Genomic DNA, 26,560 nt, shown 5'->3' with positions numbered 1-26,560 from the left:
TCATGGTGTCCGGCATTGCGTTGCTCATAGCCGCTCGATCCCTCGCCAGGACTCTCGCCGTGTCGGCCTCTGACCTGTATTTGATAGGCGCAGCGAACGTCGCCTACCTTTTCATCGCCTTCTTCCTGGCATCCTTGAGAAGGGTCGGGATTGGCGGCGTCGTGACGGCAACCGCCAATCTTGCCAGCGCAGTCGCGCTCATCAACGATCTTGCGTCCAGTCCCCCAGCCCTCGGTGTCGCCCTGGATGTCGCCGCGACCGGATATTGCCTTGCGATCGGCGGACTGCAGTTAGGCGCATTTTGCCGCTTGCCCAGGGGTCACAGTTCTCAAAGAACTCCGGCCGGGATTTCGTCCATCAGACGGGCTTTGCGGAGCAGGTCCAGACCCATGTAACGGCGACCTTCAACCGTTCGTCGGCCTGTTCGACAAGCGCCGCGCCAGCCGGGCGGATGATCCCAGCGCGTCGGGAGATCCAGACGCCGTGGGCGCGCCGCTGGATTGCTTGTTATTCTTGTGGGTTTTTTGACCAGATCTGGGCATCGTCGAGGTGCTGGGCGCGACCAACTTTCTCGGCGATCGTGTCGAGCACTCCGTTGAGCTGGGTTTCGATTACTGCGTTGTAGGGCTGATCAAAGTCCGCGCGGCCCAGGGTGGCAACCCAACGCTGCGCTCTTGAGCCTCTTGGCGAGCAGGTCGCACAGCTATAGGTCCCGCAGCGCTGCCAGCCGGTGCGGGGCGACTCCGATCCGGCGAGACTTGTCCACGCTGAACATCGGAGACGACCTGGCGCGTGGACAGCTACTTGGTCTCGAGTTGTTCGACCAGTTTCGCCACCCACTGTGTCGAGACCCGAGCGGACAGCTCGTCGCGACGACCGAGATGGGGGCCTTGTTCGCCGCGACGGGGCCGCTGCAGGAGCCGATCCGGAAAGTAGCTGCCGCACGCAATCTCGGAATCGTCAACTCCACGGCGCCGGCGCAGGTGTCTCCGCCGCGAGGCCGGTAGCCATTAGCGTTTGGTTCGTCTGTAGCTGCGCACGCCGTACTCGGTACTGCAGACGAAGTCGACCTCGGCGGCCGTCAGGACCTCGGAGAAGGCTTTACCATCGCCCGTAAATCTTGAACTCCGTTCGGCGGAAATCGCGCTTCCTCCTTCGTGATCTAGACAATCTGGAGAATCTGCGATGGCTGCCCCTGTGCACGCTAGCTGACCTTCGGATACTCCCACAGGTCAGTGGAGAGATATTTCAGACCGGAGTCAGGAATGATAGCCAGGACTGTTGCTCCCTTTAGATCCCCTTCCAGCAGATGTAGAGCCGCAGCGACGTTGGCGCCCGCTGAGAGGCCGGCGAAGATGCCTTCTCGCGCGGCAAGCAGGCGGGCGGTTGCCCTAACTTCCTCCTCCGTGACCTGGACGTAGCCGTCAACGGGAATGTCGCGCAGGTGCGCAAGATCCGCGCGCGAGAAACCACCCCCCTGGATGGGATGGTTCGGTTTGGTCACCGGGCGGCCCGCTAACACCGCCGCGCCTGCCGGTTCCACGGCGAAGCATTTGATCGACGCCTGACGCTCCTTCAGTGCTCGCGTGACGCCGGCAAGGCAGCCTCCTGTCCCGACGAAATCCACGTAAGCGTCGATACGGCCGCCTGTTTGTACCCAGATCTCTTGGGCGGTACCACGGTAGTGGGAGTCTACGTTGCTGAGGTTCGCGAATTGATCCGAGCGGAAGGCCTGCCGTTGCTGGGCGATCCGCTCGGCCTCCACCTCAACTCGGACCATGTCAGCGCCGGAGATACAGCCGGGCACCGATTCAGGCGCCTGATCGACGAGCACGACTTCGGCACCGAGCGCAGCGATCATCCGAACAGGTTCGGCCGAGCTGCCTTTGGAGAGTACGGCAGTAAACGGATGACCGGTCAGTGCGCAGGCGATGGCGAGGCTCGCACCCATGTTCCCACTAGTCGATTCAACGACGGCTTGGCCAGGCGCGAGGCGGCCTAGAATCTCGGCATCTTCGATGATGCGCTTCGCTACCCGATCTTCCTTGGAACCGCCCGGGTTGAGGTATTCGAGCTTCGCGACGATCGAGCCAGCGAGACCGTGGGTCAAGCGGGAGAGCCGCACCATCGGTGTGGCGCCGATGACGTCGATTGCCGAGCCCAGGACGGCAGAACCCATAGCGCTATCATCATAGCTCATGAGGAATGGTAGCAGCTCGAAGTCCTTAACCGACACTCTTCGACGGGAATTCGACCGCTATGTCTCAGGCGAGAGGCTGCCTTCCAGCCGAGCTCTGGTCGAGCGCTTTGGCGTGAGTCCGGTCACGGTCTCACAGGCGCTTGCCGCGCTGGCTGCCGAAGGGCTAGTCGTTACCCGACCCGGTGCTGGCGCATACCGAGCCGATAGCGGTAAAAACCGCCCAACGATTGACACATCTTGGCAGCAGATCGCCCTTACAGCTGACGAGCAACAATCCGAGCCCGCGCCCCGGGTAGTCGACGCCGCTGAGGTCGTCGCAGCTCTTGCTGTACCACTGGCTGGAGTGATCGCGTTCAACGGCGGCTATCTGCATCCGTCTTTGCAACCGGATAGGGCCCTCGGTTCCGCTCTCGGCAGGGCCGCACGACGCCCCGGCGCCTGGGAACGGCCGCCTTTAGAAGGGGTGACGACCTTACGGTCCTGGTTCGCCAGGCAAGCCGGCGAGGGCCTGACGGCCGCGAATGCGCTGATCACGGCTGGCGGACAGGCCGCTTTGAATACCGCGTTGCACGCATTGGTCGCGCCTGGCGCTCCCCTGCTCGTCGAATCGCCGACCTATCCCGGAGCCCTGGCCGCAGCCCGTGCCAGCGGGATCCGTCCCATTCCGGTACCGACCGACGATGACGGTGTCCGCGCCGATCTACTCGAGGAAGCCTTCGCAGCCACCAACGCCCGAGCTTTCTACTGCCAGCCGCTGTTCCACAACCCGACCGGCGCCGTCCTCGCCGCAGAGCGGCGCCGGCAGATCATGGAGATCTCGCACAACGCAGGTGCCTTCATCATCGAGGACGACTACGCTCGCCACCTCGGGCACGGAGGACCGGTCGCAGCACCGCTCATAGCCGATGATCCGTTTGGCGTGGTCGTACACATCAATTCCCTGACCAAGCCCAACTCACCGAGCTTGCGCGTCGCTGCACTGATCGCCCGCGGCCCAGTCATGGAGCGTCTGCGGGCCATCCAAGTCGTGACCAGTTTCTTCGTCTCCCGCCCATTGTAAGAGGCAACCCTCGACTTCGTCAGCGACCCCGCCTGGCCGCGACACCTGCGCTTGACCTCAGCCGCACTGCGCGAACGTCGCGAGACGATGGTCGATGCTGTGCGCACGAGTCTGCCGTCGCTTGTCATGCGCCCACCGGCAGGCGGCTACCAACTGTGGCTCCGCCTGCCGGAAGGTACCGACGAGACCGTGCTCACCACAGCCGCCCTACACGCCGGCGTTGCCGTGTCTGCCGGGCGGCCCTTCTTTGCCGCTGAGGCCCAAGCTGCGCACCTTCGCGTCAGCTTCGCAGACACCGCTGGACCTGCCGAGATCACCGAGGGCGTTCGCCGACTGGCCAGCGTTCTTTCCGAGCGCTCCTGACGTGCGAGAAACGTCACCAGTCCTGGTGGGGCCTCACCTGCCGCAAGGAACGACCGTGTGACTCCGCCGTGGCGGGGGTTTCAGATTCGCGAGGGCGGGCGACTACAAGCGCTACTGACGTCGTTTCGATAGCGGTACTCTGAATCTTCATGCGTCATGGTACCGGTTTAACCACCCGTGCCGCAGCACTGGGCTGCTCGCCGTCCGGCAAAGGTCCACCGGCGCAGAACGGCTCCCCGGGGCGGCAAGCGCTTGCCCCCTGCACCGGGTGCTTTGCGTCCTTTCGTTGCGCGGCTGACATGAACGGAAGCCAGCGGTGAGCACAAACAATCGGGGCGCTCAAAGGTACGCGTCGCCGGACCTCGCCCAGCGGGCGCCGCAGCAAGCACTGCGGTGTGCCGCATAGTGCAGGTTGCCAGTCCTCATACTCCGAGGCTGTCCACCCTGCGGACGAACCCCGTTCAGTTGTGAATGTCGCCACCGTTAAGAACCTGAATCGGCTGGGCTCCGTCGTGTCAGAGAATCGCTCAATCGGCGCGACTCAGACATGCCGCACTTACCGCCAGCCGACCGGCCACGCCGGTGTCTCGACACACCACTCAGGAGCGAACTCGATGATCAGCAGGAGAGAGTTCAGCGCAGCCGTCGCAGGGGCTGCGGCCGCTGGTCCGCTACTGAACGGGATGGCTGCATCAGCAGCCAACAGCACCAGCCGTCCACGTTTCGGGTCCGCCGCCATCAAACAGGTGAAGGCCGGCCCATTGAACGTCGGCTACGCCGAGCTTGGCCCCAGGCGCGGTCGGCCGTGCATCCTTTTACACGGATGGCCCTACGACATTCACAGCTATGTTGATGTCGCCCCACGCCTAGCAGCGCAGGGATACCGGGTACTCGCGCCCTACCTTCGCGGCTTCGGCAACACCTCATTCCGGTCTGCCGCCACCATGCGCAACGGCCAGCAGGCCGCCACAGCATCCGACCTACTAGGATTCATGGACGCGTTGGACATCGACCAGGCCGTCTTAGGCGGCTACGACTGGGGCGGCCGGACCGCAACCTGCTTCAACATCCTCTGGCCGCAGCGGGTCACGGCGAACGTCTTGGTCAGCGGCTACCTGATCAACAATTTGGCAGCCAACCAGACGCCCCTGACGCCGGAAGCCGAACACGGCTGGTGGTATCAGTTCCACTTCGCCACCGAACGCGGTAAGACTGGGTACACCCTTAACCTCAACGCGTTCGACAAGCTGACGTGGGCTCTTGCCTCACCGATGTGGAAGTTCAGCGACGCCACGTACCAGAGATCCGCCCAGGCCTTCAACAATCCGGATCACGTCGCCATCGTCGTCCACAACTATCGCTGGATGCTCGGCCTAGCCGACGGTGAACGGCAACACGACCACCTTGAACAGATCCTACAGGCAGAGCCACCGATCGGCAGACCCACGATCACCATCGGCAGCGAATTCGACGGTGACAACATTGACGGTCACGCTTATCGCAAGTTGTTCATAGACCCTTACCACCATCGCGAGCTGAGAGGCATCGGGCACAACGTGCCTCAGGAAGCCCCTCAGGCTTTCACCCAGGCCATCATTGATGCCGATCATCTCTGATTTGGTCCGCCGAATCCCACAAGGCCATCCTGAGCAACTATTTCCCTCTGCCTCGCCCTATCGAGCCAGGCTCTCGCCTTTGCGACAGAGCGTTCGGAGTGTCAACAACGGAACATTGCAGAGCTCGGACGGCGTATTGCCGCACGACGCTCAAGAAGGGTGTTCTGCTTTACTCTTCGTATTCAAACCGCGTCTGTGGGCATGACAAGGCCGATCACGCTGAATCGTCACCGCAGGAGCAGACGATCGACGTCACGAATTACTGGCGAGCAGCAATCGAAAACAACTATGTCCACCCTCAGACAACAATTTTACACATGAATAATCCGACGAAGGGATTTTGATGGGAAACACGACGACGACAGTCCTGGCTGACAGTCGTGACATGATCGGGGCACATGTGAACTTCCGGCGTGAGTTCGCCGCGTTGCCCGCTGCCATCCGGCGGGTGGTAGCCGGCGACACGGCACAAGCTGCCACCGTCGGCGCGCATGCCGAGTTCCTCGTGGACCTGTTGCATCACCACCACCACGGCGAGGACGCCGGCGTCTGGCCACGGCTGCGTGAACGCTGTCCCGGACAGGTGCAGGAACTCGTAGAGATCATGGAGGAGCAACACGCCGGTCTCGACCAGGCGCTCGAGAACATCAAGGCCAGAACGCAACGTTGGGTCGTCACGGCCAACGTCGACGACGGCCGTGCGCTCGCTAAGGTGTGTGAAGATCTGCTCGGCCCACTGACTGAGCACCTCGACCTTGAGGAAGCGGAAGTCCTGCCACTCATCGACCGCTACCTCACCGACGCCGAGTGGAAGGGCATCGTCCGCGGCGAAGCGGCGACCATTCCCAAGGCGCAGCTGCCGCTGGTATTCGGCATGATGCTCTACGACGCCGACGACGTCACACAGAGCATGATGAAGACAAACGTTCCTGCCCTGATCTGGCCGTTCTTCTCCCGCATCGCGCGGCGGCGCTACGCCAAGCACGCTCAAGCCATCCACGGCACGCCGACTCCACCGCACTTCTCCAGGTGAATCAACCCGGCCGGCTCGCCGACAAAAGCGAGCCGGCCGACTACCGGGGCAGAGCATGAGACGCTGGAATACGTCAGCAGCGGCGATCGGTTCTCCCTTGGCGTCTCGCTGCGCCCACCTTCGCCAGTCTTGATACAGCGGAGCACTTGCACCGTGGCCCACGCCGCGCGGTCACCACCGGGGCCAAAGCCCCGCCGCTTTCCTCGTTTCGTGATCAACGGTGAACGTCTGGGACGAATGCGCCGAGCGGAGATGGAGGCAACGGGGCGGCAAATCCATGGTCCGGGGCCTGGTTAGCCACAGCAAGCGTGCGCCATGACCAGCGACCGCGCCCTCACTGACTAGTACTTCGGGGTTGTTCAACAAGTTGACTCTCACACAGCGTCAGACCCCATAGTAAGAGCATTATGTTTACTATCGGAGACTTCGCCGGCCTCGGCCGGGTGTCGGTACGGATGCTGCGCCACTACGACGCCATCGGCCTGATCCGCCCCGCCCACGTCGACCCGCACAGCGGCTACCGCTACTACACCGCGGCCCAGCTGCGCGTACTCAACCGGGTGATCGCCCTCAAGGACCTCGGCTTCACCCTCCAGCAGGTCAAGTCGATGATCGAGGACAAGATCGAGCCGTCCGAGCTGCGCGGCATGCTGCGGCTACGGCGATCCGAGCTAGCCACCCAGGTCGAAGCCGATGCAGCCCGCCTCACCCAGGTCGACGCTCGTCTGCGCCTGATCGAAATCGAAGGCCACATGGATACCGGCGACGTCATCGTCAAACACGTACCGGCTTTGCGAGTTGCTCGGCTCTCAGGCACAGCAGCAAGCTACGAGGACACTGCATCGATTGAGGAAAATCTAAGTCCGCTTTACCCGCGACTACTGGACCTGATGCGGGAGCACGGCGTCTTCATAGCTGGGGCGCCAATGGCCTACTACGAACCTGCGCCGACCGAGCCAGGCGATGAGACCGTTGCAGTGCACGCGGCATTCCCCATCGCAACCGAAGTCGACCCCTACAGCCTCGGCTTCGACGTCGTGGACCTACCGCCACTCGGACCGGCAGCAACATTACTTCACGAAGGCAACATGATGCAGGCCATGGGCACTGTGCAGAAGCTTGCCAGCTGGATCGACGACAACGGCTACCGGCCGACCGAACCGGGCTTCCCCCGAGAAATCTTCCTCGAATGCCCGCCTTACGAGTTTGACAAGTGGATCACCGAGCTGCAAATACCCGTCACGCCCACCGAAAACTAGGCGAATTGGCGCCGAAGCGTGCGGTGACATGACGATGGCGGTCACGGCGGCCAGCTGTGGCCGCGTCGTACCGGTTCGCCGCCTTCGGTGAGGTACCGGCGAACGGAGGTTCCCGCAAGGACGATGGGTGAACGACTACGGCGGCGTGATGTCCATCGGCCACGACGCGGACCGAGCCCCGCCGCCGGCCACCGTCTCGGAACTGCTGAAACAGGCGGAGCAGGTCGAGGTTGGCGCGACCGTACATCTGGCGTTTGATCATCTTGATGCGATTGACGTGTCCTTCGACTACGCCTGAGCTATAGGTCATGGTCAGCCCGTTGACGACGGCGTCGTGGTCACGGCGCAAGCCGGCGGTGAAGGATCGCAGGTCGGGCTGGTCGTCGGCTTCGACCGCGGTGATCCAGCCGTTGAGCCGCTGTCCTTGCCGGGCGGTCAAGATCTCGGCGAATGCCGCGACGTGGGCGGCCAGGGCGTCGAGGTGCGGGCAGGTGGCACGCGCTCGTGCAAGTTGGTCGCGGTCGTCGTCGGCGAGCCGGTCCGGTCGGTGAGCAGCCAGCTGGTCAGCTGGCGGGTCTTCGGTGGCCGTCGTAGCGCCGGTAGTCGGCCGACTGCGGCCCGCAGCGGCCGCAGGTAAGTGCGGAGGGTCGTTGCGCTGCCTCGGTAGCCACGCTCGCGGAGCTCGGCGCACAACGTGACGGCGTTGGTGACGCCACCGGCCAGGCGTTGGCGCAGGAAATCGGCGTGTTGGTCCAGGACGCACGGACGTCCGGGATGGGGCTTCGCGAGCAGTGCGTCAACGCCGCTCCGCGGGTGAACCGGCGCACGGTTCCGCGGGCCAGGCCGAGTTCGCGGGCGATCGCCCGGATGGTGGCACCTTGCGCGAGTAGTTACTGGACCTGCCGATAACGCTGACGGGTGCGAGGTGCCAGCAGTCCCTGCTCGACCGGCGGCTACACCGCGGACACGCAGCCCGCCGAGACCGCACTCGCACACGTAACCGCAGCCCAGACGCCACTCGCTCGACCTTCTCGACAACCACACCTGCCAGGTGAGGCAGGATCACAGCAAGATCAGAAACTCGCACGGCGGCCGACCATACACAGTGGATCTGCGGGTGCCAGGGTCAGTCTCTGGTCACGAAAAGTGGGTCAGATCCAGTTTTCACGCGCCGCCGACAGCATTTCGTCCCGGACGTGAACGAGTCAATCGTTGGAAAATTGGTCATGCACCCGATGCGTACGCTGATCGACGCCCCAAACTTTCCTGTTGGATCTCGCACGCCATCGCCGTTCAGTACCAGCCGCAGACCCGGCAAGGCCCGGCGGCCACACCGTGCCTTGCGGGCATCGCTTCGCGCGCAGCTTCCGTTGATCGTGGATTCCCGAACGCGCACCGCCAGTTACCCGGACACATCGTCGACGAGCAGAGTGCGCAATTGCTCGACTGTAGGCGCAGCCTGAGTACGCAGCCGGCCGGCCTGCCGAGTTATCGACTCATCCAGCACCTGGCGCGCGTAACGGCCGTTACCAAATGTCCGACCGCGGCGCACGGTCTCGAAACGCTGCCGCAGAGCCGCAAGCGTCGCACCAGGGCACTCGTAGCCCGTGGACCCGGCCAGCCGTTGAAAGATCGCGACAAGCTCGTCGGCGGCATAGTTCTCGAAGCGGATGTGCCGGGAGAAACGCGAGGCGAGCCCAGCGTTGGCAGCCAGGAAGTTCTCCATTTCCCGCTCGTAGCCAGCCACGATGACCACGACCTCGTCGCGATGATCCTCCATCAGCTTCACCAGCGTATCGATTGCCTCCTTACCGAAGTCGTTCGGCGCCCCGGAGACCGCCAATGCGTACGCCTCATCGATGAACAACACACCGCCCCGAGCCCGCTCGAACGCCTCCTTGGTGCGCTGCGCCGTGTGCCCGATGTATTCGCCGACCAAGTCGGCCCGGGCCACCTCAACCACTTGTCCGCCGTTGAGCACGCCCAGCGCCGCGAGCAGATCACCGTAGAGACGCGCAACCGTGGTCTTACCGGTTCCGGGCGGCCCGGAGAAGACGAGGTGCCGCGACAGCGGTGGCGCGGGCAGACCGGCGGCGACCCGGGCCCGCACGGTGGCGAGTAGGTCGATCAACTGGGAGACCTCCCGTTTGACGCCGGCCAGCCCAATCATGTTGTGCAGTTTGGCCAACAGCTGGTCCACCTCGGATTTGCGCTCCTGGCTCCCGCCGCGCTGTTGGAAACCGAGGTCCTGCGGGAGCAGTTGGGCGAGCTGCGCACCGGTCGCGTCCGCGCTCTGCGAAAGCCGCAGTCCCTGCATGCCGACCATCTCCTCGAAGGTCTTACGCGCAACTCGGGCGTTGCCGAAGGAGGCGTCGCGCGGCAGGCCGTCGAAAATCTCGGCGAGCGCGGCTCGCGTCTCGTATTCAAGGACGTAATGGTGGGTGCTGCAGAGTTTCTCGACGATCTCAACCAACTCGACGGTCGAATAGCTCTCGAAGTCGACCGTCTTTGCGAATCGCGACGCGAGCCCGGGGTTGGACTGCAGAAACGCGCGCATCTCGGCGGAATAGCCGGCAACGATCACGACGACCTTGTCGCGCTGATCCTCCATCAACTTCACCAGCATGTCGATCGCCTCGCGACCGAAGTCGTGTCCGCCGCCACCATCGACCGGGGACAACGTGTACGCCTCATCGATGAACAACACACCGCCGAGGGCTTCCTCGAAGCGTTCCTGGGTCTTCACCGCGGTACCGCCAATGTGCTCGGCCACCAGGTCGGCGCGCGACACCTCAACGAGCTGGCCGGCGGGTAGGACGCCAAGCGCGGCCAGGATCCTGCCGTACAGGCGAGCGACGGTGGTCTTTCCCGTACCCGGCGCACCGGCGAACACCATGTGACGCGACATCGGCGGCGTCGGCAACCCGGCGGCCGCCCGGCGCTGGCTCACCCGCTGCAGACCGACCAGCGTGGCGACTTCCCGCTTGACTGCTGCCAGACCCGCCAACGCGTCCAGTTCGGCCAGTAGTGGAGTGGCCGCGTCGTCGGGCGTGCTGTCTTGCCGGGGTCCCGTGCGAAGCATTGGGCCGACGGTCGCCGACGGCATCAAGGACACTTCTTGGCCCGTATCGTGCCGGATCACCCTGGCGTCGGGCACCGTGCGGCGGATGCCGTCTCCGCCGTTGCCGCTCACCGTTCCCCCGGCCACCGTTACCGGCGCCGTCGTTTCCACCAGCAGGCTGTCCCGCGTGTTCTCGATGACCTCACAGCCGTCGAGGCGACCGCGCGAACCGGCGGTGAAGCGGATACCCGACGCGTTGCCGTGCACACGGCAGCGGAGCGCGCTGAACTCGGCCTGCCTGCCGACGAGAACACCGACGGTCGTGGTTTCGCTGATCGCGCCGGAGGACAACGTTGCGCGCGCACCGTCCTCGAGCAGCACGCCGATCTGGCCACCGCGGATCACTAACTCGCTGGCAGTCATCACGGCCTCCTCGCCGACCAGCACCGCGGTGGCCGCGCACTCGGTAAACGTGGCCCGTCGGACGTCGGCCTTCGTCCGGGGGGCCAAGCGCAGCCCGTATGCCGTGCCGCGTACGGAAAGGTCATGCACCGTAGGGGCGGCCGCACCAGCGACGACGACACCCGATCCGCCGCCGGTCACGTCGGCTGCCGCGAGGACTCCCCCGGATTCACCGTCGTAGAGCACTGCCGCCTGTTCGGCGGTCTCGACCACCACGCCGTCGAACTCCGGGCGAGCCGTGCCGCCGACCGCCACCGTGGCCGGCGCCGCCGCGCCCGACGCCCGTATCTCGGTAAACCTGCCCTGCGCCCGATCCAGCAGAAGTAACGCGTGCCCCTGGGTCTCGGTGATCGTCAGCTGATCAACCACCGGATCGGCGTCACCTTTGACGACCATGCCATGGTCCCCAGTCGCCCGTATCTCGCAGTCGGTCAGATGCGGGCGGCCACCAGCGACGAGCACACCGGGGCCGGGCGTGTCATGGATCAAGACGTTGGCGAGTCGGACCGCACCGTCCTCCTCGACCGCCACCGCCGGGCCGTCCACGCCGCTCAGATCGCAGCGCTCGAGAAGCCCACGACCACCTCGGATGACGAGCAGCCCTACCCCGCGGACGTCCGTAATGGTGCAGGCCCGCAGGATCGGGTCGGCGCCGCCGCCGATGGCGACGGCGGTCGTGCCGATGTCTCGCACCGCGGTGCCAGTGACCTCGACCACCCCGCCCGCCTCGACGAGTACGCCACCGCCGGCCGGGTTGCGGACCACACAGTCGGTGAGGTCGAGCCGACCGGCCGGCACATGCACGGCAACCACCCCACGGCCGGCGACCTCGGAATCGATCAATGTCAAGGTTCCCCGGCCGATCTGCAGGGCGGGTAGCACCGGGCTGCCGCCGGCGAGGATAAGCCCCCGCAGTGTCGCGGTCCCGGCAGCCGCGAGTACGGCCACGCCGCTGCCGCCGTCGATCGTCACCGTCCCACGCCCGTCCTCGGCGACGATCGTCACGTCAGTCGTCAGCCGCAGCTGCTCCCGGTAGGTACCTGGCTGCACTACTACGGTGGCGCCCGGCGTGGCGTCGGCCAGCGCGGCGGCGATCGTCGGCCGACTCTCCGCATCGGTCTGCGAGACGGTCACCAGGTCGTTGCTCACGCGGCTCCATTCTCCGGGTCGGGGTACATGTAACCTTCGTCGTCGAACCCGGGCAGGAAGGTCTGGGCGCCGGCTGCGCCCCAGGACTTCGCCCGGGGAGCGTCGCGCAGCCGGGCGACGATGCGCTCGGCTCCGTCCGCGTCGCGACGGACGCCGTTCAGGTCGCGCAACAGCAGCCGTGCCGGGATCGCACCGTCGGCCTCGTCGACGGCGAGCACCCGGAACCGGCTGCCGGGTATGAACAGCGCGGCGCCTTCGTCCTCGGCGAGCTCGCCGAGCCGGTGCGCGCTGGTGGACCAGATCGCGAGCTCGACCCGCTCCTCGGTCGCCGGTCCGGGCCGTGCGCGAGCGCCGACGAGGGCGGGCTCGACGAGGTCCTGCCCTGGGCGTAGGCCGGCGATCCGGTCTGGGCCGACGGCGGTACTTGTGTACACCGGCCCGAACACCGTGGGCAGTCGGCACAGGCCGTAGTGGATGTACCGCGCCAGCAGACGAACGCGATCGTCGGGCGCGACCTCGCCGCGCAACCCGCAGTTGACAAAATCGCTCTCGTCTTCCAGGAATGCGCGGACGGCGACGAGCCCGGCCGCGATCCCGTCGGCGGTGCCCGCGACCGCGCGCAGACCGGGCTGTTCGGCCAGAGTTTTGGTGATCAGGCGGGCGTGTGCGTCGTACCGGCTGCCGAGGATCTGCCGGAGCTCGGCCCGGCTGACCGTGTCGTCCCCGGTACCCGGTGCCTCGCTCGTCAGCCAGAGCGCGGTGCGCTTGCTGGTGATGGTCGGCGGATCGGCCGTCTGCGGGCCGGCGGCCGGCGGCTGGGCCACGGCGAGCACTTCGGCGGGTACATTGGCCGTCGGCTGCTGCTCGACCTCGTCGGCCGGTAGGGGCCGCGGCGCTGTGGGGACGGACATGACTTCGGGCGAGACCACTCTTTTGTCGAGCATGCGGGCGGCCTCGGCGCCGACGACGATGGGAGCCTGGAGCACAGCAGGCGAGGCGGCCGGCCGGATGCCTGCGAACGGGCGCGCTGTGGTGGCGGCGCCGGCCGCAGTTTCAGCCCGAGTCAGAACGCCGCCCGAAGCTGGTCGCCGGGGGCCGCCGCGGAGAGTATCCGCCGGTGCGTCGTTGGACAGATTCTCGTGCGGTGTCACCCAGTGTGGTTCAGCGATGGGCAACGCCGGCGGCTGCGTCTGTTTCGTCAGGTCCGGTACGGCAAGGCGTGCGTCGAGGCGTTGCGGCGCCGCCTGTGGAGACCTCGGCAAGCTAGGAGGGGCTTCCGGCTCAGCCAAATGAGTGTCCTGCCCGGCCTGCGATGCCGCGGATTCCTCCAACTGCGCTCCTGGGGCCAGGGCAGACCGCGGTAGGTGGCTTGCCGTCCTGAGTGGCGGGAGGACCAGTCCGAGCAATTCTAGGCGTCGGGACCGGCTCGCGCCCAAGGAACGGGGCCACCAGCGCCGAAACGGTTCCGGCGCGATCACGAGCCCGGTGGCGGTGACCGCTGCGTGTGCGGCGGTGACGATAGGGCGGCCCAGCGAGTCGGCGAGAGCACCAAGCAGCAGGTCGGCCGCCGGGCCGGCCGGTATCGTCCCCCGGGGCAGGAGAATCACCGGACGGTCGTCGCCGGGCAGCCCGGCCGACAGGTGGGCGGCGAGCACACGCGGGGTCAGCAGCGCACCAGCGGCATGGAAGCCAGCCGCGTCGAGTTCAATCTCCACGACGTGGCCGGCCAGCACCGTGACGGGCGGTCCTGGGTGGTCCACGAAGGACCATCCAGCGACCGTACGGACGCCCGGCACGCCCGTGGTGTCACCGAGACCGGGCGCGGCGTTAGGGGGACGCACGCGCCTGGTCGGCCGGTGGATCACGGGCGTCCAAGCGACCGGCGGTCGAGGAGGGGGAACCCTGGCCGTACTCACCGCCGACGCTGCTCCGAACTCCGCACCATGTGCCGGTCCTCCTCGTCTTTGTTGCCCGGGACATGGGTGCCGGACACCTCCTTGACGGCTCTCCGGACGGGAAGGTTCAAGACCGGCCGATGGAATCTGCGGCAAGTCCCGAATAGAGGGCCGAAAGTGCCCGGTGAAGGGTCACCGCGTCGAGTGCGGGCGGGGTCGGACCGGCCCGGCGGAGATGATCCAGCAGGTCGGAATCCGGGGCGAACCGATAACGACCCAGGTAGTACGCGACGGCCTCGGACCAGATCCAGTTGCCGTCGGTGCGAAAACCGGCCGGAACGGTGGCAGAGGCGCCCGAAGCGGCGACGTCCGGGCCGCGCTCCGGTGTGATCAGGAGCGGCACGCCCGCCTCCAGATAGGCCATCGCGCGGTCCGCCTCCTCGTCGTGGAGAAGAGAGTGGTCGGCGGAGAACACCGTCGGGGCAGCCGTCACCGGCATCGGGCCAGCCGGCGTGGAGGCCCATAGCAGGGCGGCGAAGCTGAGCGCGGTGCGCTGGAACACCGGCAAGGAACCGGGATCGGCGAACGCTTCGACCTGCGGATGGACTTCGCCGGCTTCGTCAAGCGCGGTCTGCACGACGGCCGCCGCGGTCCACGGTTCTTCGTTGGTCTGCACGAGATAGACCCGGCGCGGCGGCGGCCACGGGGTGTCGACCGCGGGGTAGCGCCAAGATCGCCAGAGGCCGAGCGTGCCGATGCCTTCGACGGCTGTCCGGGCCGCCTCGTCGACGGTGTCGAGCTTACCCGGCCCGTCGTACGCCACCGTCAGGTCCAGGGAGTACGGAACTTCGTCGATCTCCTCCGGACCGGCCGGCGCGAGGCCGAATGGCGGGATCGGCTCGGCCTCCGCTGTCTCAAGCACCGTGATCGCCTCGGCGTCTTCCCCCGCCTCGTCGAGTGTCGCGCGTAGCAGGTTGGCATCGGCCCGGCGCACGGCGACGTGCCCGGCAAGCGCAGCGAACGCGACCGCCTGCGCGACGTCGACGACACGGCCGCCGGCGAGCCAGTGGCGCGCTTCGGAGACCAGGTCGTCTGGTAGCCGGCCGGCCATGCGCTGCAGGAGGTCGTGATAGTCCTGCTGACGATCTTGTTCCGTCATTCTTGCGGCTCCCCAGGGTGGGCGGACAGGGTTCCCTTCCGCAACGGATTGCCGAGCGGAGATGTTCAGTCCTGGCCGGGCACCCTGGTCCAGAGCACCCCGGTGCCGGTGACCACCAGCATCGAAGCCGACGCGGCCGAGGCGAACCGAGCGGCCTCGTAGCCGCCTGACGGTTCCACCCACACCGGCCGGCCGGCCTCGTTTCGCAACGCGAGCGCGACTACCGGCCCAGGGGGCCGGCGGACCAGGATGTAGGCGACGGTTCCGGGACCCGCTTCGCGCACGGCGTTGTAGGCGTGGCGGAGGTCGGACAGTCGTGACCAGGTGATGCCCGGAGTGACTCGGGCCTCGGCGGCCGCGAGGGTGCCGTCCGTGCGCTGTCGCGCCTCGCCCACCCAGTCGGCCGGAGCGATCAGGGCCGGGTGGAGATTCGCTGCCAGTCGTTGATCTGCGGCACCGCCGCGACGGTGTCGGACGACCCGAACGGAAGCCGGGCAGCGCCGACAGCCGGCAGGTAGTGCGGCAGCGAACCGAGCGGCCGTGCCCCGCCGGTGCGGTCGTTCAGCGTCGGAGGCAGCACGGCGTCAAAGTGGTCGCCGGTGCGCAGCACCTCGATGTGGCGGGCGCCTTCGGGCCCGGCGGGTTGCGGCTTCGTGCCGCCCGCCAGGTGGATCTGCAGTTGCGCGCCCAGCGCGTGGCCCAGCAGGACCGCAAATGTCTCGCCGACCGGTCCGGCCCAGCTGCGGTCCCAATCTCGCACCGCCGCGCGCAGCCGATCGAACTCGTCGGGCCCGGCGGCCCGGTTGTCCTCCAGCAGGTAGGCGGAGAGCTGTTCGCGCAGCACGTCGATGGGGATGTCCTCGCGGTCCACTGGGAACGTCACTCCCTGGCCAACGAGGTAGTCGAACATCTGCCGTACGGTCAGCGACGAGTCGGCGAGGTCCCCGGTCGGCGCCCCGGTGCCCGGGTCCAATCGCAGCTCGACTTCGTCGATCGCTGTGTCGACGGCAGCGTCCTCGTCCTGTCCCCGCCCGACCAGCTCGTCAACGCGAGCGTCGAGGTACGCCGGCCGCAGGACGCCGAGCGGCAATACCTCGGGGTCACGGATCCTGTCCAGGCCCGCGTCGCGCAGGCGCTCGACGAGGCCGGACCGTGTCAGGTCGAACGTGTCCGCGAGGGCGGTCAGCCGGAGCTGGCGCAGCACCTGCCCCGGCACGCCGGCCACACCGCGGTCGTGGAGATAGCGAGAAACCAGGTCGCGCAGCGCGTCCGTCGCCCGACGCAGCGGCGCGTCGCCCGGCACCCCCTCGGACGACTGCTCCCACTGGCTCGTATCCCGGTGCACCCGGGCCGGGTCGCCCAGCCAGCTCAGCAGCGCAGCGTCGCCGATGCCCGCAGCCGTCAGCCGTCCCGCAACGTGCCCGGGGTCGGCGGCAACCACCGAGTACAGCTGGCAGCGCCCGTCTCGTGGGACATGCAGTATGCGCACCTCGGGCCGGACGTCCGGTGGTACCAAACGCCGCGGGACTGCGGACAGCGGGCGGGCGAGACGATAGGGACGCACCCCGCCGGTTACCGGCACGGCCTCTGGCGGCGCCGGTATGCGTACGGGACGGGTAAGCTCACCGTCCCGCCACTGGCCGTCGCCCTCGACGGCCTCGGTAAGACCAAGCCGCGCCCGTACGCTGTCCGGCAGCGCGACGGTACGCACCGTCGCCCGGCCGTCGGTTTCGAGGTTCAGCACGCCATCGGTGACCGTCCGCACCCGCTCAGCCAGTTCAGGTCGGCTGAGCACGAACTCGACCAGCGCCGCCCAGCCGCTGGCCGGGTCGGGCAGCGCCCGGATGACCGGCTCAACCATGGTCAGGTGTAGGTCCCCGTCGCGTTCGTCCAGGCTGCGGATCAGGCTGGCGGCCAGGCGCTGCATCGCCCGGGGCAGCTCCTGCTCCTGATAACCGGGTCCGGCCCGGTCCGGTCCGGTGCCGGCGCGGCCGTCCCGCGGGCCGATCCGGGTAAGCAGCGGAGCGTGCTCTGCGCCGCGGCCCGCCCGATCAGCAACCGCGCCGATGACCTGCGGCCCGGTGCGCAGCCGCCCGGGCTGGTGCCGGTCCCGGTACAGCGGATCGGTGAGCTGCGCCTCGGCCGTCGCCCGGTCGGTGTATGCCACGACCGGCTCGGCGCCCGCGTAACGTCGTGCGTACTCGCCGAGAAGCTCCTCGAAGAAGGGGTGCTCCCGGGCCGACAGCGCAGCGGACGTGTGCAGGGAACCGTCAGGGGCGCGGCGGAGGGCGAAGCCAGGACCGCGCAGAGCGCCGTCCAGTTCGTCGGTCCAGTGTTCGCCGAGCACGGTCCGGTCGTCGCCGAACAGACCGCCGAAGGCGTGCAGGACCTCGGCCCGCAGGATTGCGCCGGCCGCGCGAAGGCCGTCCGGGCTCTCCCGGTTGCGCTCGATGTTGAACTCCCGGGCCAGCCGCATCGGAGCGCCCTCATGGAACACCTCGTCGACGTTGATCAGCAGAATGCCGTTCTGCTGGGCCCAGGCCAGGGTGTCCCGCACCTCGTCGAGACGGTCCCGTTCGGCCGCCTTGTACGCGTCGCGCATCTCCGGCAGGGTGGACGCGGCTGCGAAGTCGGCTCGCGAGGTGTCGGTCCAGACGACCAGAGGCAGCCCGTGCCCGGCAAGCTGGGCCGCGAGCCGGCCGAGGCCGCGCCGCGTCTGCCTCCCGGTGGTCTGATAGGCCCGCGGGCCGCCCAGCCACGCCGCGTGCGCGATCAGCGGCAGCTCCTGCCGGACCGGCAGCCGGGTGTGCTCGCCGGTGGCCCGCGGCCCGGTCCAGATCCGTTCCCCGGGGTCGTGAGTCTCCCGCACGCGGACCGTGTCGGGTCCGCCGCGCAGTTCGGTCGGCCCGAACGTGGTCCGGTCGAGCCAACGCGGTTCGGTGAGATCGAGCCACCGGAAGAACTCGGCCAGCTGATCGCTGTGCAGGTCGGCCGGGGTGAAGTCGGTCAGGAAGCCTGGGCGCCCTCGGGGGGCCAGTAGGCCGAACAGGTCCTCTTCGGGCCGGGTGGCGGGCCGGACCCCGGCCCTCAGCTGATCGAGGAGCTGGTCGCGGGTTGGTGAGGGCGCCTGGTCCATGGAGCCCGGGCCGTCCTCGGCCTGGTCGGTGGATCCGTCGGTGGCCGGGTGAATGGCGATGGGTGGGACGGCGAACCGCCGGCGGCGTCGGCGATCGATGCCGGGGTCGCCCGGCTCGGCCGCCTGAGCAGGCCCCGTAGGCCGGCGATCCGGCGGAGCCGGTACGGCTTCGCGGATGCCCGCGCCCTGCAGCCTCGCCACGCGCTGCGCGACGCTGCGCGCTTCGCCGATCCCCGTCTGCCGGAGCGCGTACGCGGTGTCGATCACATCGGGCAGAGCATGCTGGCCCTCGTCCTCCGGTTCGGGCCGGTAGCCCGCTTCGCCCAGCAATATCTGAGCGCGCTCGATGAGGTCGTCCCGACGTTGCGGCTCGAGACTCCACAGCTCCGTGCGCTTGTGTTCAAGCGACGGCGGCTCAGCCGGCCACTGGGCCGGCGGCCCCGGCGGAGTCACCGGGGTGGTCCCGAGGGCAACGAACAGCAGTTGGGCCGGTTCCTCCGGCAGCGCCGGCTCGTGCGTCGTGAGGGTGCCCGGACGCAGCGGATCGCGGTAGGTGACCGTCCCGTTCTCGTTGGCCACGACGAAGACCCGGCCCCGCTGCCAGGCGGCCGATCGGCCGATGACAACTCCCCGCGCACCGGGACCGGCGCGACGCACCGCATCACCGACATCCGCCAGGGACGCGACGTCGACCGATTGCCCGGTGCCACCGGAGCGGCGGGCATGGGCGACCAGCTCGCGCAGCGCCGCCGCGTTCGTTGAGGGAGCGGCCGCAGCAGGCTCGCCGGGGGCATCAGGCTCGCCGAGGGCGGCGTGCACACCGTTCGTCAGCCATTCGCCGGCCGGGTTTCCCTCCCGCAAGTGGATGACCTCGCGGCCCCCCAGGGACCGGCGGGCGATCACCTCGAACGTCATGTCGGCCGGCAACGCGACCGCACCGGGGCGAAGCGCTCCGAGGTCTATCGCTACGGTCCGGTCGGCGGTCGCCAGCACGAGCAGGCTGCCGTGCATACCTTCCAGAGCCCGCAGATCGCTGTTCGCGATGAGCAGCCGGTGGGCCGCCTGAGAGGCGGTGCCGGTCAGGGAAGCGACCAGGCCGGGCACCGCGGTCGGATCGGCGATCAGGTACGCCATGCCGCGATGGGCCAACTGCTCGGGCACCGCCGGCAATGCCTCGGCGAGCCGCCGGGTCAGGGCCAGGTCGGTCACCGGGCGCCCGTCGCCGGGGACGCCGTCGGCCAGCAGGTTGCGCAACTCGATCGTCGCCTGGAAGCCGACCGTGGTGGCCTCGGGAGCGGCCTTGACGACGTGCCGCCGGACCACGGTGGCGCCGCGCCGGTCGAGGCGCACGATCGGCGGTGTGGTGGCGGACTGCTGGACCGACCAGATCCCCATCAGATAGCGGACCGCTATTCGCGAGTCTATCCACTGATTGTTCATTAACCCGGGCGCGGCGGTCCGCCGGGTGACGCGCATCGGATGATCGCCGCGGGGGGCCATACGGAAGATGGCGTAGTCGTTTCTGCCGAGATCGGCTCGCCCGTGCACCGCATATTCGTCGTTCAGACCCATTAGATGCATGATCTCGTGGCCGACCGTAGCGTTGATCTCTATCTCGGCCCTGTCCAGCAGGTGTATGGGCCAGGTGATATTGCTTATCGCCTCGTTGCCGGCCGGAACCGCGATCACGTGGTCGGACTTGTCGCGGGAGCCGAACTCGATGTGGACGTGGAACTGGTCGCCGCCGGGCAACCGGAGCCGTTCGTTGATATGACTGGCCAGGAAGCGCTGGGCGGCCTGCTGGAAACGTCCGACGGCCTCGTCCGACACGCCAGCGGCGGGGGCAAGATGAAGCCGGAGGCGGAAGATACGCACGGTGGTGGTGCGCTCGCGCCCGCCGGCGTCTCTGTCGACGACTGCGGCCCGGGTGACCTGGTAGTTCACCCTCGAGGAAGACCGATCGAAGGGCGCGCCTCCCGGCCCGAACGGATGGAGCGGCTCGCCGAGCCGGGTATCGACCCGGTTCCAGTCGCTGGGACCGAGGGAAGCCACAATCGGCGCCAGATCACGGACCGGCTGTTCCAGCGTCCACCAGCCGGGCGTCTCGACGGACACGTTCGCGGTGCGCCACACATTCAGATGGTCGGCGTAAGGCAGCGCGTGGCCCGGTTCGACGGACGCCGGGAGCCCGTCGCCGGAGAGGTCGGGGACCGCACTCAGGACGACCTTCACCGTCGGCGCGGCCCGGCCAGCCGACCGGTGCGGCGGCCTGATTTCACTGACGATCTCGTACCGACTTTTGACGGCCTCCGACCGGTCTAGATCGCCGCGAAGGCGCAGGAGAAGGTGCTGGGCCAGCCGCCTCCAAAGGACATCCTCAACGAGCCTGCCCAGTGCGTGCGACTCTTCCTCATCTGCCTTCTGACGAGGGGTTACCCGCACCTGGGCACGGATCTTGATTCGACTGTCAGCCGGGATGGTATCCGTCCGCTGGGCAAGAACACCGGCGAGCGCGGCAATCTGCGCGTTTCCTGCGCCGTCCAACATGTACCCGGCGGGGCTCGCGGCGGCGACAAGCGAGATGACCTCGACCCTGCGTGCCGATCGCACGGGCCGTGCCACACGCCCCTGGGCCGGTCCCCAGTCGCGGAATGCGACCTCCAGCATCTCTCGACCGACCGGATCATGCAGCAGGGACGTGTGGACGACGACCTGCGGCGAGGCGACACGGTGTTCGCTCGCCCATCTCGTGAGCACGGTGCCGAGACGGAACTCCAGTCCAAGCCGGATCCGGTCGACCAGGTTCCGTAGCGCCGGTGCCGCCAATCCATCGACATCGACGTCTGGGGTCCGCATCGTGAGTGTGAGGTGCACCGTGTCGGTCCGGACAGGCCTCCGGCCGGGAAGAGCCGGGGGACGGCGGTTGAACAACGCCCGGACGATGTCGTCCCGGCCCGCGCGATAGACCTGACCGACCAGCCACCGGGTCACCGCGAACAACGCAGCTGGATCGGCGATCGACGACGTGGCGCCGATCAGCCGTTGCGGCACCGTCCACAGCGACACCGGCGCCGCCGGCGCCGTCGCGTCGGACGTATGCTCCAGCAGTAATTCCGGCGTCTGATGCGCGGGCAACGTGGTCGTCACCGCGGTCAGCCGGAGCGTCCCCGGTCGGGGCAGCACGCCGCGGCCCTCAGCGAGTTGACGGGCGTCAGGGTGCCGGATCTCGATGTTATGGACGCCATCTCCGGCCTGCGCTCCCAGAACCACCGGCAGGGGCAGCCGCGGGCGTAGTCCACCGTCTCGGAGGACCCGGAATATCTCGTCACCGTGCAGGGACGCGCGTAGAACCGTACCGGGCGCGACCGGCGGGAGTTGACTTAGGCCCTGCTCGGTGAGAGCGGCCGCGGCGATGGCGTCGATACGCCCGCCGCCGACGGCGCCCAGCGGGCGGTCCCATTCCGGCGTCCAGAAGGCGGCCGCCGCAGCGGCGGGATCGGCGGCCAGCCGCCCGGCGCCGGTTCGCAGATACACCGCGGCCGACGGTGCCAGTGTTTCCGCCGCAAGCCGGGCCGCCCGCTCGACCGCGCCGCCGATCGCGGCATCGAGCGCATTCGATATAGCGGCAGCGGAGTGCTCCAGCCGGATCCTGTCATCGGCGTACTGCCGGTGCCACTGGTCGTGGTTGAGCTCGGCGAGGGCCGCCAGGGCCATGGATTGCGGCGCCCGTACGGCGGCCAGCAGCACGATCGCGGCGCCAACGCCGATAACGTCGCGCGGGGTGTCGGACGATACCGGCAGCAGTGGCCGCGCGATTTGCCAGGAGCGGGCCGCGAGCTCCGCCCGCAGCGCGTCGCTGTCCCGGTCTTCGATCGACAGCAGCGCGTTGGCCGCCGCGGCCATTTGAGCCTGCGTTTCGTTCCGATAGGCCGCGTTCGCCGCCGGGCCGTCGAGCGGGTGCAGGATTTCCGTGCGTAGGGCCACGTCTAGTGCAGCCGGGTGGCCGGACATCCGCCCCACCAGACGATCCAGGCCCAAGGTGAGTCGGTCGCGGGCCAGCGGCGTCAGGGCGCCCATCCGCCCGGGCAGCATGGCGCTGGCGGCATCGACCAGGTCGGTCCCGAGTCGCTCCGGGCGCGGGCCGTCGAGGATCCGGTCCCATTCCCCGCCGAGCTCTCGGTAGGCGCCAGCCCGCGCCGAGGGCTCCTGGGATTTCGCGCCGCTGTCGGCGGCATGTCGAGCAAGCGCTCGGGCGAGGCCGAGAACTCGGTGGATTTGCCGGTCGACAAGGGTGAGCCGGGCCGCCTCGTCGTCACCGTGCAGATTATCGAGGTGCATCTGAAGGTCCCGGGCGGTCCGGCCCGGTCCCAGCAGCCGTAGGGACACGACGTCGAGGACGTGCGGCAGACCGCGGTTGATGTTCTCGAGCGCCGCCTGGAGGGTCATGGCCTCACGAAGGAATTGCTCGCGCAAATCTTTACGGGAATCGAACGCGGAGACCTCCGCCCACTCCTCGGGTGTCATGTCCTCAATGAGCGTGTCGAGGTCGCGAACCCCCCCAGAGTGCCCGGCCGGCCCGGGCGCCCCGGCGCCGGAGCGATACGTGCGGATGGAATCGGTGGCCATCGCGGACGCAAGGCGGCCCAGGCCGACCGGGCGGAGGAGGACCGTTCCGTTCTCCTTCGTCGCGGTGGCCCCGACGCCGGCGTCGGCGGCGGTCAGCAGCGCCTCGTAGTGGGTTTCCGGCACCAGAAAGGAACGGACTTCCATCGGCACGCTGCCCACGGCGACCGACAGGCCGAGCAGCAGCATGGCGGTGCTCGGGTTCGCGGTGACAGTGATCATGTCGCCGGCGTCGCGTCCGGTCTCCACGCTGTCGCGTACGGCGTCGGCGTTCCACTGGTTGAGCCCGAGCACCGCGACCGCCGAACTGGAGGTGCCGCTTGTGCCTCGCACGGGCGCCACTGTGAAGAGCCGTACGTGATCGCGATCGGCGTGGATTTCGACGAGCGCTCCGTCATCGCGCCGGCGGACGGCGGGTGCCGGGCGAGCTGTTTCACGGGTGGTTCGAGGCGCCGGCGTCCATGGCAGCCGGGCAGTCACGGGCAGGCCGGCCGACAGTTCGGGTCGCACGATCGCCGCCGGCCGGGCCAGCTCGGTGCCGTGCCACCGACCGCCGGGCTCCTCGGACGGCGGCAGGTCGCCCAGGCCAAGCCTGCGGCTCGCGTACCGGGGCAGCGACACGACCTCGGCCCGGGCTAGGCCGCCCGGAAGATCCGGAGCCACCAGCCGGCGGTCGGTCACCGAGCGGACCAGGCTGCGCAGCGTCGGGTCGGAGGTCAGGAAGTCGACCGTCGCCGCCCAGCCGGCATCTGGGTCGGGCAGCCCGTTGATCACCGGGGCCACCTCGGTGAGGTGCAGGTCGCCGCCGCGGCGGTGCAGGCCTGCGATCAGGGTGCGGATCACGCCGGCGAGGGCCTCCGGCGCCTCGCCGTCGGTGTAGTGCCGGTGGGGCCGGAAGGGCCGCGAATCGGTTTCGTTCGTCGCCGGAGCATCTGGCCGGGCGTGCGTGCCGAGCTGGAGGTGTCGAATGGCGGGCACGGTGCCGGCGTCCGCGGTGATGTCCTGCAGGATCCCGTCGAGCACCGAGACCACCGGACGGGGGGCCGGCGGGCTCTGTCCGAGCGCGATGCGTTCGGCGTCCGCCCGGGTGGTGGCGGGTGGCCGCTGGTCTCCTGGCCGGTCGCGGTGTTCGGCCAGCCGGCGCAGGTAGAGGCGGATGAAGGGGTGCCCGCGGGCGGCGAGCAGCGCGCCGGGTCCGCCGTCCGGCCGGCGTGAGATCGCGTAGCCGTTGCCGCGACGGGCCTGTTCCACCTCATCGTGCAGCCCGGAGGCGAAGGAGGCCTCGTCGACAGGTGGCCCGGCGAGGTCGATCGCGAGGCCGCCGAAGCGTGCCGTCACCTCCAGGCGCAGGATGTCCGCCGCGGCCGACCAGCCGTCGGGGCTCTGCCGCTGCCTCTCCGCGTGGTAGTAGTCGCCGGCGATCATTGGGGCGTCGGCGTGGAACACCTCGTCGGCGTTGACCAGGTAAAGGGCTGGATTTCGGTCGCGCAGGCGCAGCACGAGGTCTCGCAGTTGTCCGGCCGGGCTGTCGGGCCGCTGGCCGGCGTCGGTGAAGGCGGACCTCGGGAGATCGGTCCAGACCGCCATGGCGTACCTCTTTGCTGCGGCGCGCGCCAGCGACTCGAGATGGCCGGCGGCGGCGCTCCGGTCGGCGGAGCCGCCGGGCCAGACCACATGCACCAGGCGCGGCCACTCCAGGGTGTCAGGAAGCCAGCGCAAGTCGGCCGGGATGGTGGCGTTGGTTCGGGCCCAGTACCGGGTCGGTCGCGGGTCTGAGCGGACCAGGTTCCTGAAGGGCCGCAGGCGATCCGGGCCGATCGGCCGTCGCGTGAAGCCGGGCGCGCGGGCGGGGTCGGTGAGGTCGAGCAGCGTCAACATCGTCGCGAGTCGGTCGACCGGCACGCGGTCGTGGTCGAAGGCCGACAGGAAGTCCGGCCGGGCGGGCCGTGGTGTGTCGAGCCCGGGCTGCCTCATGCGGTGGAGTAGCCCGCCGGCGGCGGTCGGCAGCGCGGTGTTGGAGGAGTGCGTGGAGTGGCTGCCGGGGTCCAGCGGACCGGCCGTTGGCACGCGCAGCGTGAGGCCGAGAGCGGCGGCCCGGGAGCGCACCCGGTTCGGTTCGGTCTGCGCCCCGGAGGGGTTGGCCGCCGCCTCGGAATGGCGGACGTTCTCGTCCCACAGCAGGACGTTGTCGGTGCTGACAGGTATCCCGACCGCTGGGACGCGGGCCGGGCCCACCGGCAGAAACAGGATCTGCGCCGGGTTGAGGGGCAGGGAGGCCGGCGACGAAGGCGGCAGCGGGTCTACGAACTGGACGCCGCGGTGATCGCGCTGGACCACCAGAACCCGGCCGGTTTGCACGTGGCCTCCGGGCACCCGTTCGCGCACGCCCACGATCACCAGGCCGGCGGCGTCTTCGGGAGCCGTGGACAAGGCGACCGCAAGGTTCCGGAACGCGTCGACGTGGGTCAGACTACGACCGCCGGGCCTGCCGCCGTTCGCGTACACGTGCAGGCTCTGGATCATTTCGGCCTGCGTCCCGCTGTGCCAGGGCGGCCCGGCGGGACCAGGCCCGGCCTGGCGCGAGGCGAACCATGTCGCCGCTGCGGTCAGGCCGGGCAACAGCCAGTTGGCGGTCACGTCGTGCGTGGCGGAATCGCTGGTGTGGTGCCACCACGGCGTGCCGTCGGCCCGGCCGGGCGGCACCGGGTGGGCGACCGTGGCTGCCCAGTCTGGGACGAACTCGCCGCGGTCGTCGACGACTGCAGCGTAGGCCCGGGAGTCGGCGGGGTCGGCGGTGTGGGGCACCGGCAGGACCTGCCGTCCGGCGGGTGCGTCCGGGTTGATCCAGACGACCGTGTCGTCCGAGGTGCGGTAGGCGAAACGCGCGCCGGTGAACCCGCCGTTCGGGCTGCCGATCAGGACCACGGCCGCGGCGCCCGTCTGCTGGTGCCGCATTATCGGATCCAGGTCCGGCCAGGACACGGCGTGCCAGCCGGGCGCGAGGGCCGGCCGGCCCCCCAAGCCGAAGTCGGCGGCCGACACCCCCAGGGCCGCGCCGTTGGGGAACAACCGATTGGTCAATTCGTGGAACACGCGGAACGGGCGCGCCGCCTCCGGCGAACCGGCTGCCGCGGCGAGCGCCTGGGCGGTGACGGTGGCGATCTGCTCCGGGCCAAGCTGCTGCCCCAGCGGGAATGGCCGTACCTGTCCCCGAGGCTGAGGGTTCAGAGCGCCGACGTCGGGCACCCGGGGCGGATCCAGCAGTGCCATGGCGGCCGACCGGGACTCCGGCGGGAAGGCGCCGTCGATGGCTGTGCCGGTCGCGTCGACCAGGACGGCCGACAGGTAGGCGCCGGCCCAGGGTTCGTCCGGTGTGGCGCCGGACGGCCTGACCCGCTCGGCGGGGTCCGCCGCCTGCAGTTCTACCCAGCACACGCCGTCGGTGGTGTGGTGGGCGGCGAACGCGTGCCCGGGGGCGTCGCGGTACCGGCGGATGATGAACACGGTGCTGCCCAAGCCGGCGTCGCGTACCGCCCGCTCGGCC

At 68.7% G+C, this 26,560-nt stretch carries 11 protein-coding genes and 1 pseudogene (1 of these 12 only partly in view); 5 read left to right on the top strand and 7 right to left on the bottom strand.

Going from position 1 to position 26,560, the window contains the following annotated elements:
- Positions 1–1,204: 1,204 nt before the first annotated feature.
- Positions 1,205–2,200 (bottom strand): PLP-dependent cysteine synthase family protein, encoded by a 996-nt coding sequence (locus ACIA5C_RS45090; protein ID WP_396066785.1) that lies wholly within the window; start codon positions 2,198–2,200, stop codon positions 1,205–1,207.
- Here ACIA5C_RS45090 and ACIA5C_RS45085 point away from each other — a divergent pair.
- The 5 genes and pseudogenes from ACIA5C_RS45085 to ACIA5C_RS45065 all read left to right on the top strand — a co-directional run.
- Positions 2,199–2,384, top strand: a pseudogene (locus tag ACIA5C_RS45085) (GntR family transcriptional regulator); the annotation flags it as partial. The gene ACIA5C_RS45090 and the pseudogene ACIA5C_RS45085 overlap by 2 nt on opposite strands.
- 159 nt (positions 2,385–2,543) lie before the next feature.
- Positions 2,544–3,260, top strand: a complete 717-nt coding sequence (locus ACIA5C_RS45080) for a PLP-dependent aminotransferase family protein (protein WP_396066825.1) — start codon at positions 2,544–2,546, stop codon at positions 3,258–3,260.
- 977 nt (positions 3,261–4,237) lie between these two features.
- Complete coding sequence (locus ACIA5C_RS45075; protein WP_396066783.1) at positions 4,238–5,239, top strand: alpha/beta hydrolase; 1,002 nt, start codon at positions 4,238–4,240, stop codon at positions 5,237–5,239.
- A gap of 343 nt (positions 5,240–5,582) precedes the next feature.
- Complete coding sequence (locus ACIA5C_RS45070) at positions 5,583–6,272, top strand: hemerythrin domain-containing protein (protein WP_396066781.1); 690 nt, start codon at positions 5,583–5,585, stop codon at positions 6,270–6,272.
- A gap of 407 nt (positions 6,273–6,679) precedes the next feature.
- Positions 6,680–7,531: a MerR family transcriptional regulator gene (locus tag ACIA5C_RS45065; protein ID WP_396066779.1), complete on the top strand. Its 852-nt coding sequence runs from the start codon at positions 6,680–6,682 to the stop codon at positions 7,529–7,531.
- On the opposite strand, the gene ACIA5C_RS45060 is transcribed toward ACIA5C_RS45065, so the two are convergent.
- The 6 genes from ACIA5C_RS45060 to ACIA5C_RS45035 all read right to left on the bottom strand — a co-directional run.
- Positions 7,512–8,222 (bottom strand): transposase, encoded by a 711-nt coding sequence (locus ACIA5C_RS45060; RefSeq protein WP_396066777.1) that lies wholly within the window; start codon positions 8,220–8,222, stop codon positions 7,512–7,514. The two genes, ACIA5C_RS45065 and ACIA5C_RS45060, sit on opposite strands and share 20 nt — an antisense overlap.
- 711 nt (positions 8,223–8,933) lie before the next feature.
- The gene (locus ACIA5C_RS45055; protein ID WP_396066775.1) at positions 8,934–12,203 is read right to left on the bottom strand and encodes an AAA family ATPase; all 3,270 of its coding nucleotides are present in this window, start codon (positions 12,201–12,203) and stop codon (positions 8,934–8,936) included.
- Entirely contained in the window at positions 12,200–13,936 is a 1,737-nt protein-coding gene (locus ACIA5C_RS45050) for a hypothetical protein (protein WP_396066773.1), read from the bottom strand. The genes ACIA5C_RS45055 and ACIA5C_RS45050 overlap by 4 nt, the downstream gene beginning before the upstream one ends.
- Positions 13,937–14,225: 289 nt before the next feature.
- Positions 14,226–15,209 (bottom strand): hypothetical protein, encoded by a 984-nt coding sequence (locus tag ACIA5C_RS45045; protein WP_396066771.1) that lies wholly within the window; start codon positions 15,207–15,209, stop codon positions 14,226–14,228.
- A 113-nt stretch (positions 15,210–15,322) separates the two neighbouring features.
- Positions 15,323–15,652 carry a hypothetical protein gene (locus tag ACIA5C_RS45040; protein WP_396066769.1) on the bottom strand — a complete coding sequence of 110 codons (330 nt, stop codon included), beginning with the start codon at positions 15,650–15,652 and terminating at the stop codon, positions 15,323–15,325.
- A gap of 17 nt (positions 15,653–15,669) precedes the next feature.
- On the bottom strand, positions 15,670–26,560 hold the 3' portion of the coding sequence (locus ACIA5C_RS45035) for a hypothetical protein (protein WP_396066767.1). It continues 19,664 nt past the right edge of the window; the window shows 10,891 of its 30,555 coding nt (coding positions 19,665–30,555); its start codon lies off the right edge, out of view; its stop codon occupies positions 15,670–15,672.

The organism is Actinoplanes sp. NPDC051343 (genome assembly GCF_044455125.1).
Taxonomy (GTDB): Bacteria; Actinomycetota; Actinomycetes; order Mycobacteriales; family Micromonosporaceae; genus Actinoplanes.
This window is presented reverse-complemented; position numbering and strand designations above follow the sequence as displayed.

Bases quoted from the DNA above. Each gene is read 5' to 3' on its own strand.
- ACIA5C_RS45065 (WP_396066779.1), top strand. From the start codon at position 6,680: ATGTTTACTATCGGAGACTTCGCCGGCCTCGGCCGGGTGTCGGTACGG.
- ACIA5C_RS45045 (WP_396066771.1), bottom strand. From the start codon at position 15,209: ATGGCCGGCCGGCTACCAGACGACCTGGTCTCCGAAGCGCGCCACTGG.
- ACIA5C_RS45075 (WP_396066783.1), top strand. From the start codon at position 4,238: ATGATCAGCAGGAGAGAGTTCAGCGCAGCCGTCGCAGGGGCTGCGGCC.
- ACIA5C_RS45090 (WP_396066785.1), bottom strand. From the start codon at position 2,200: ATGAGCTATGATGATAGCGCTATGGGTTCTGCCGTCCTGGGCTCGGCA.
- ACIA5C_RS45070 (WP_396066781.1), top strand. From the start codon at position 5,583: ATGGGAAACACGACGACGACAGTCCTGGCTGACAGTCGTGACATGATC.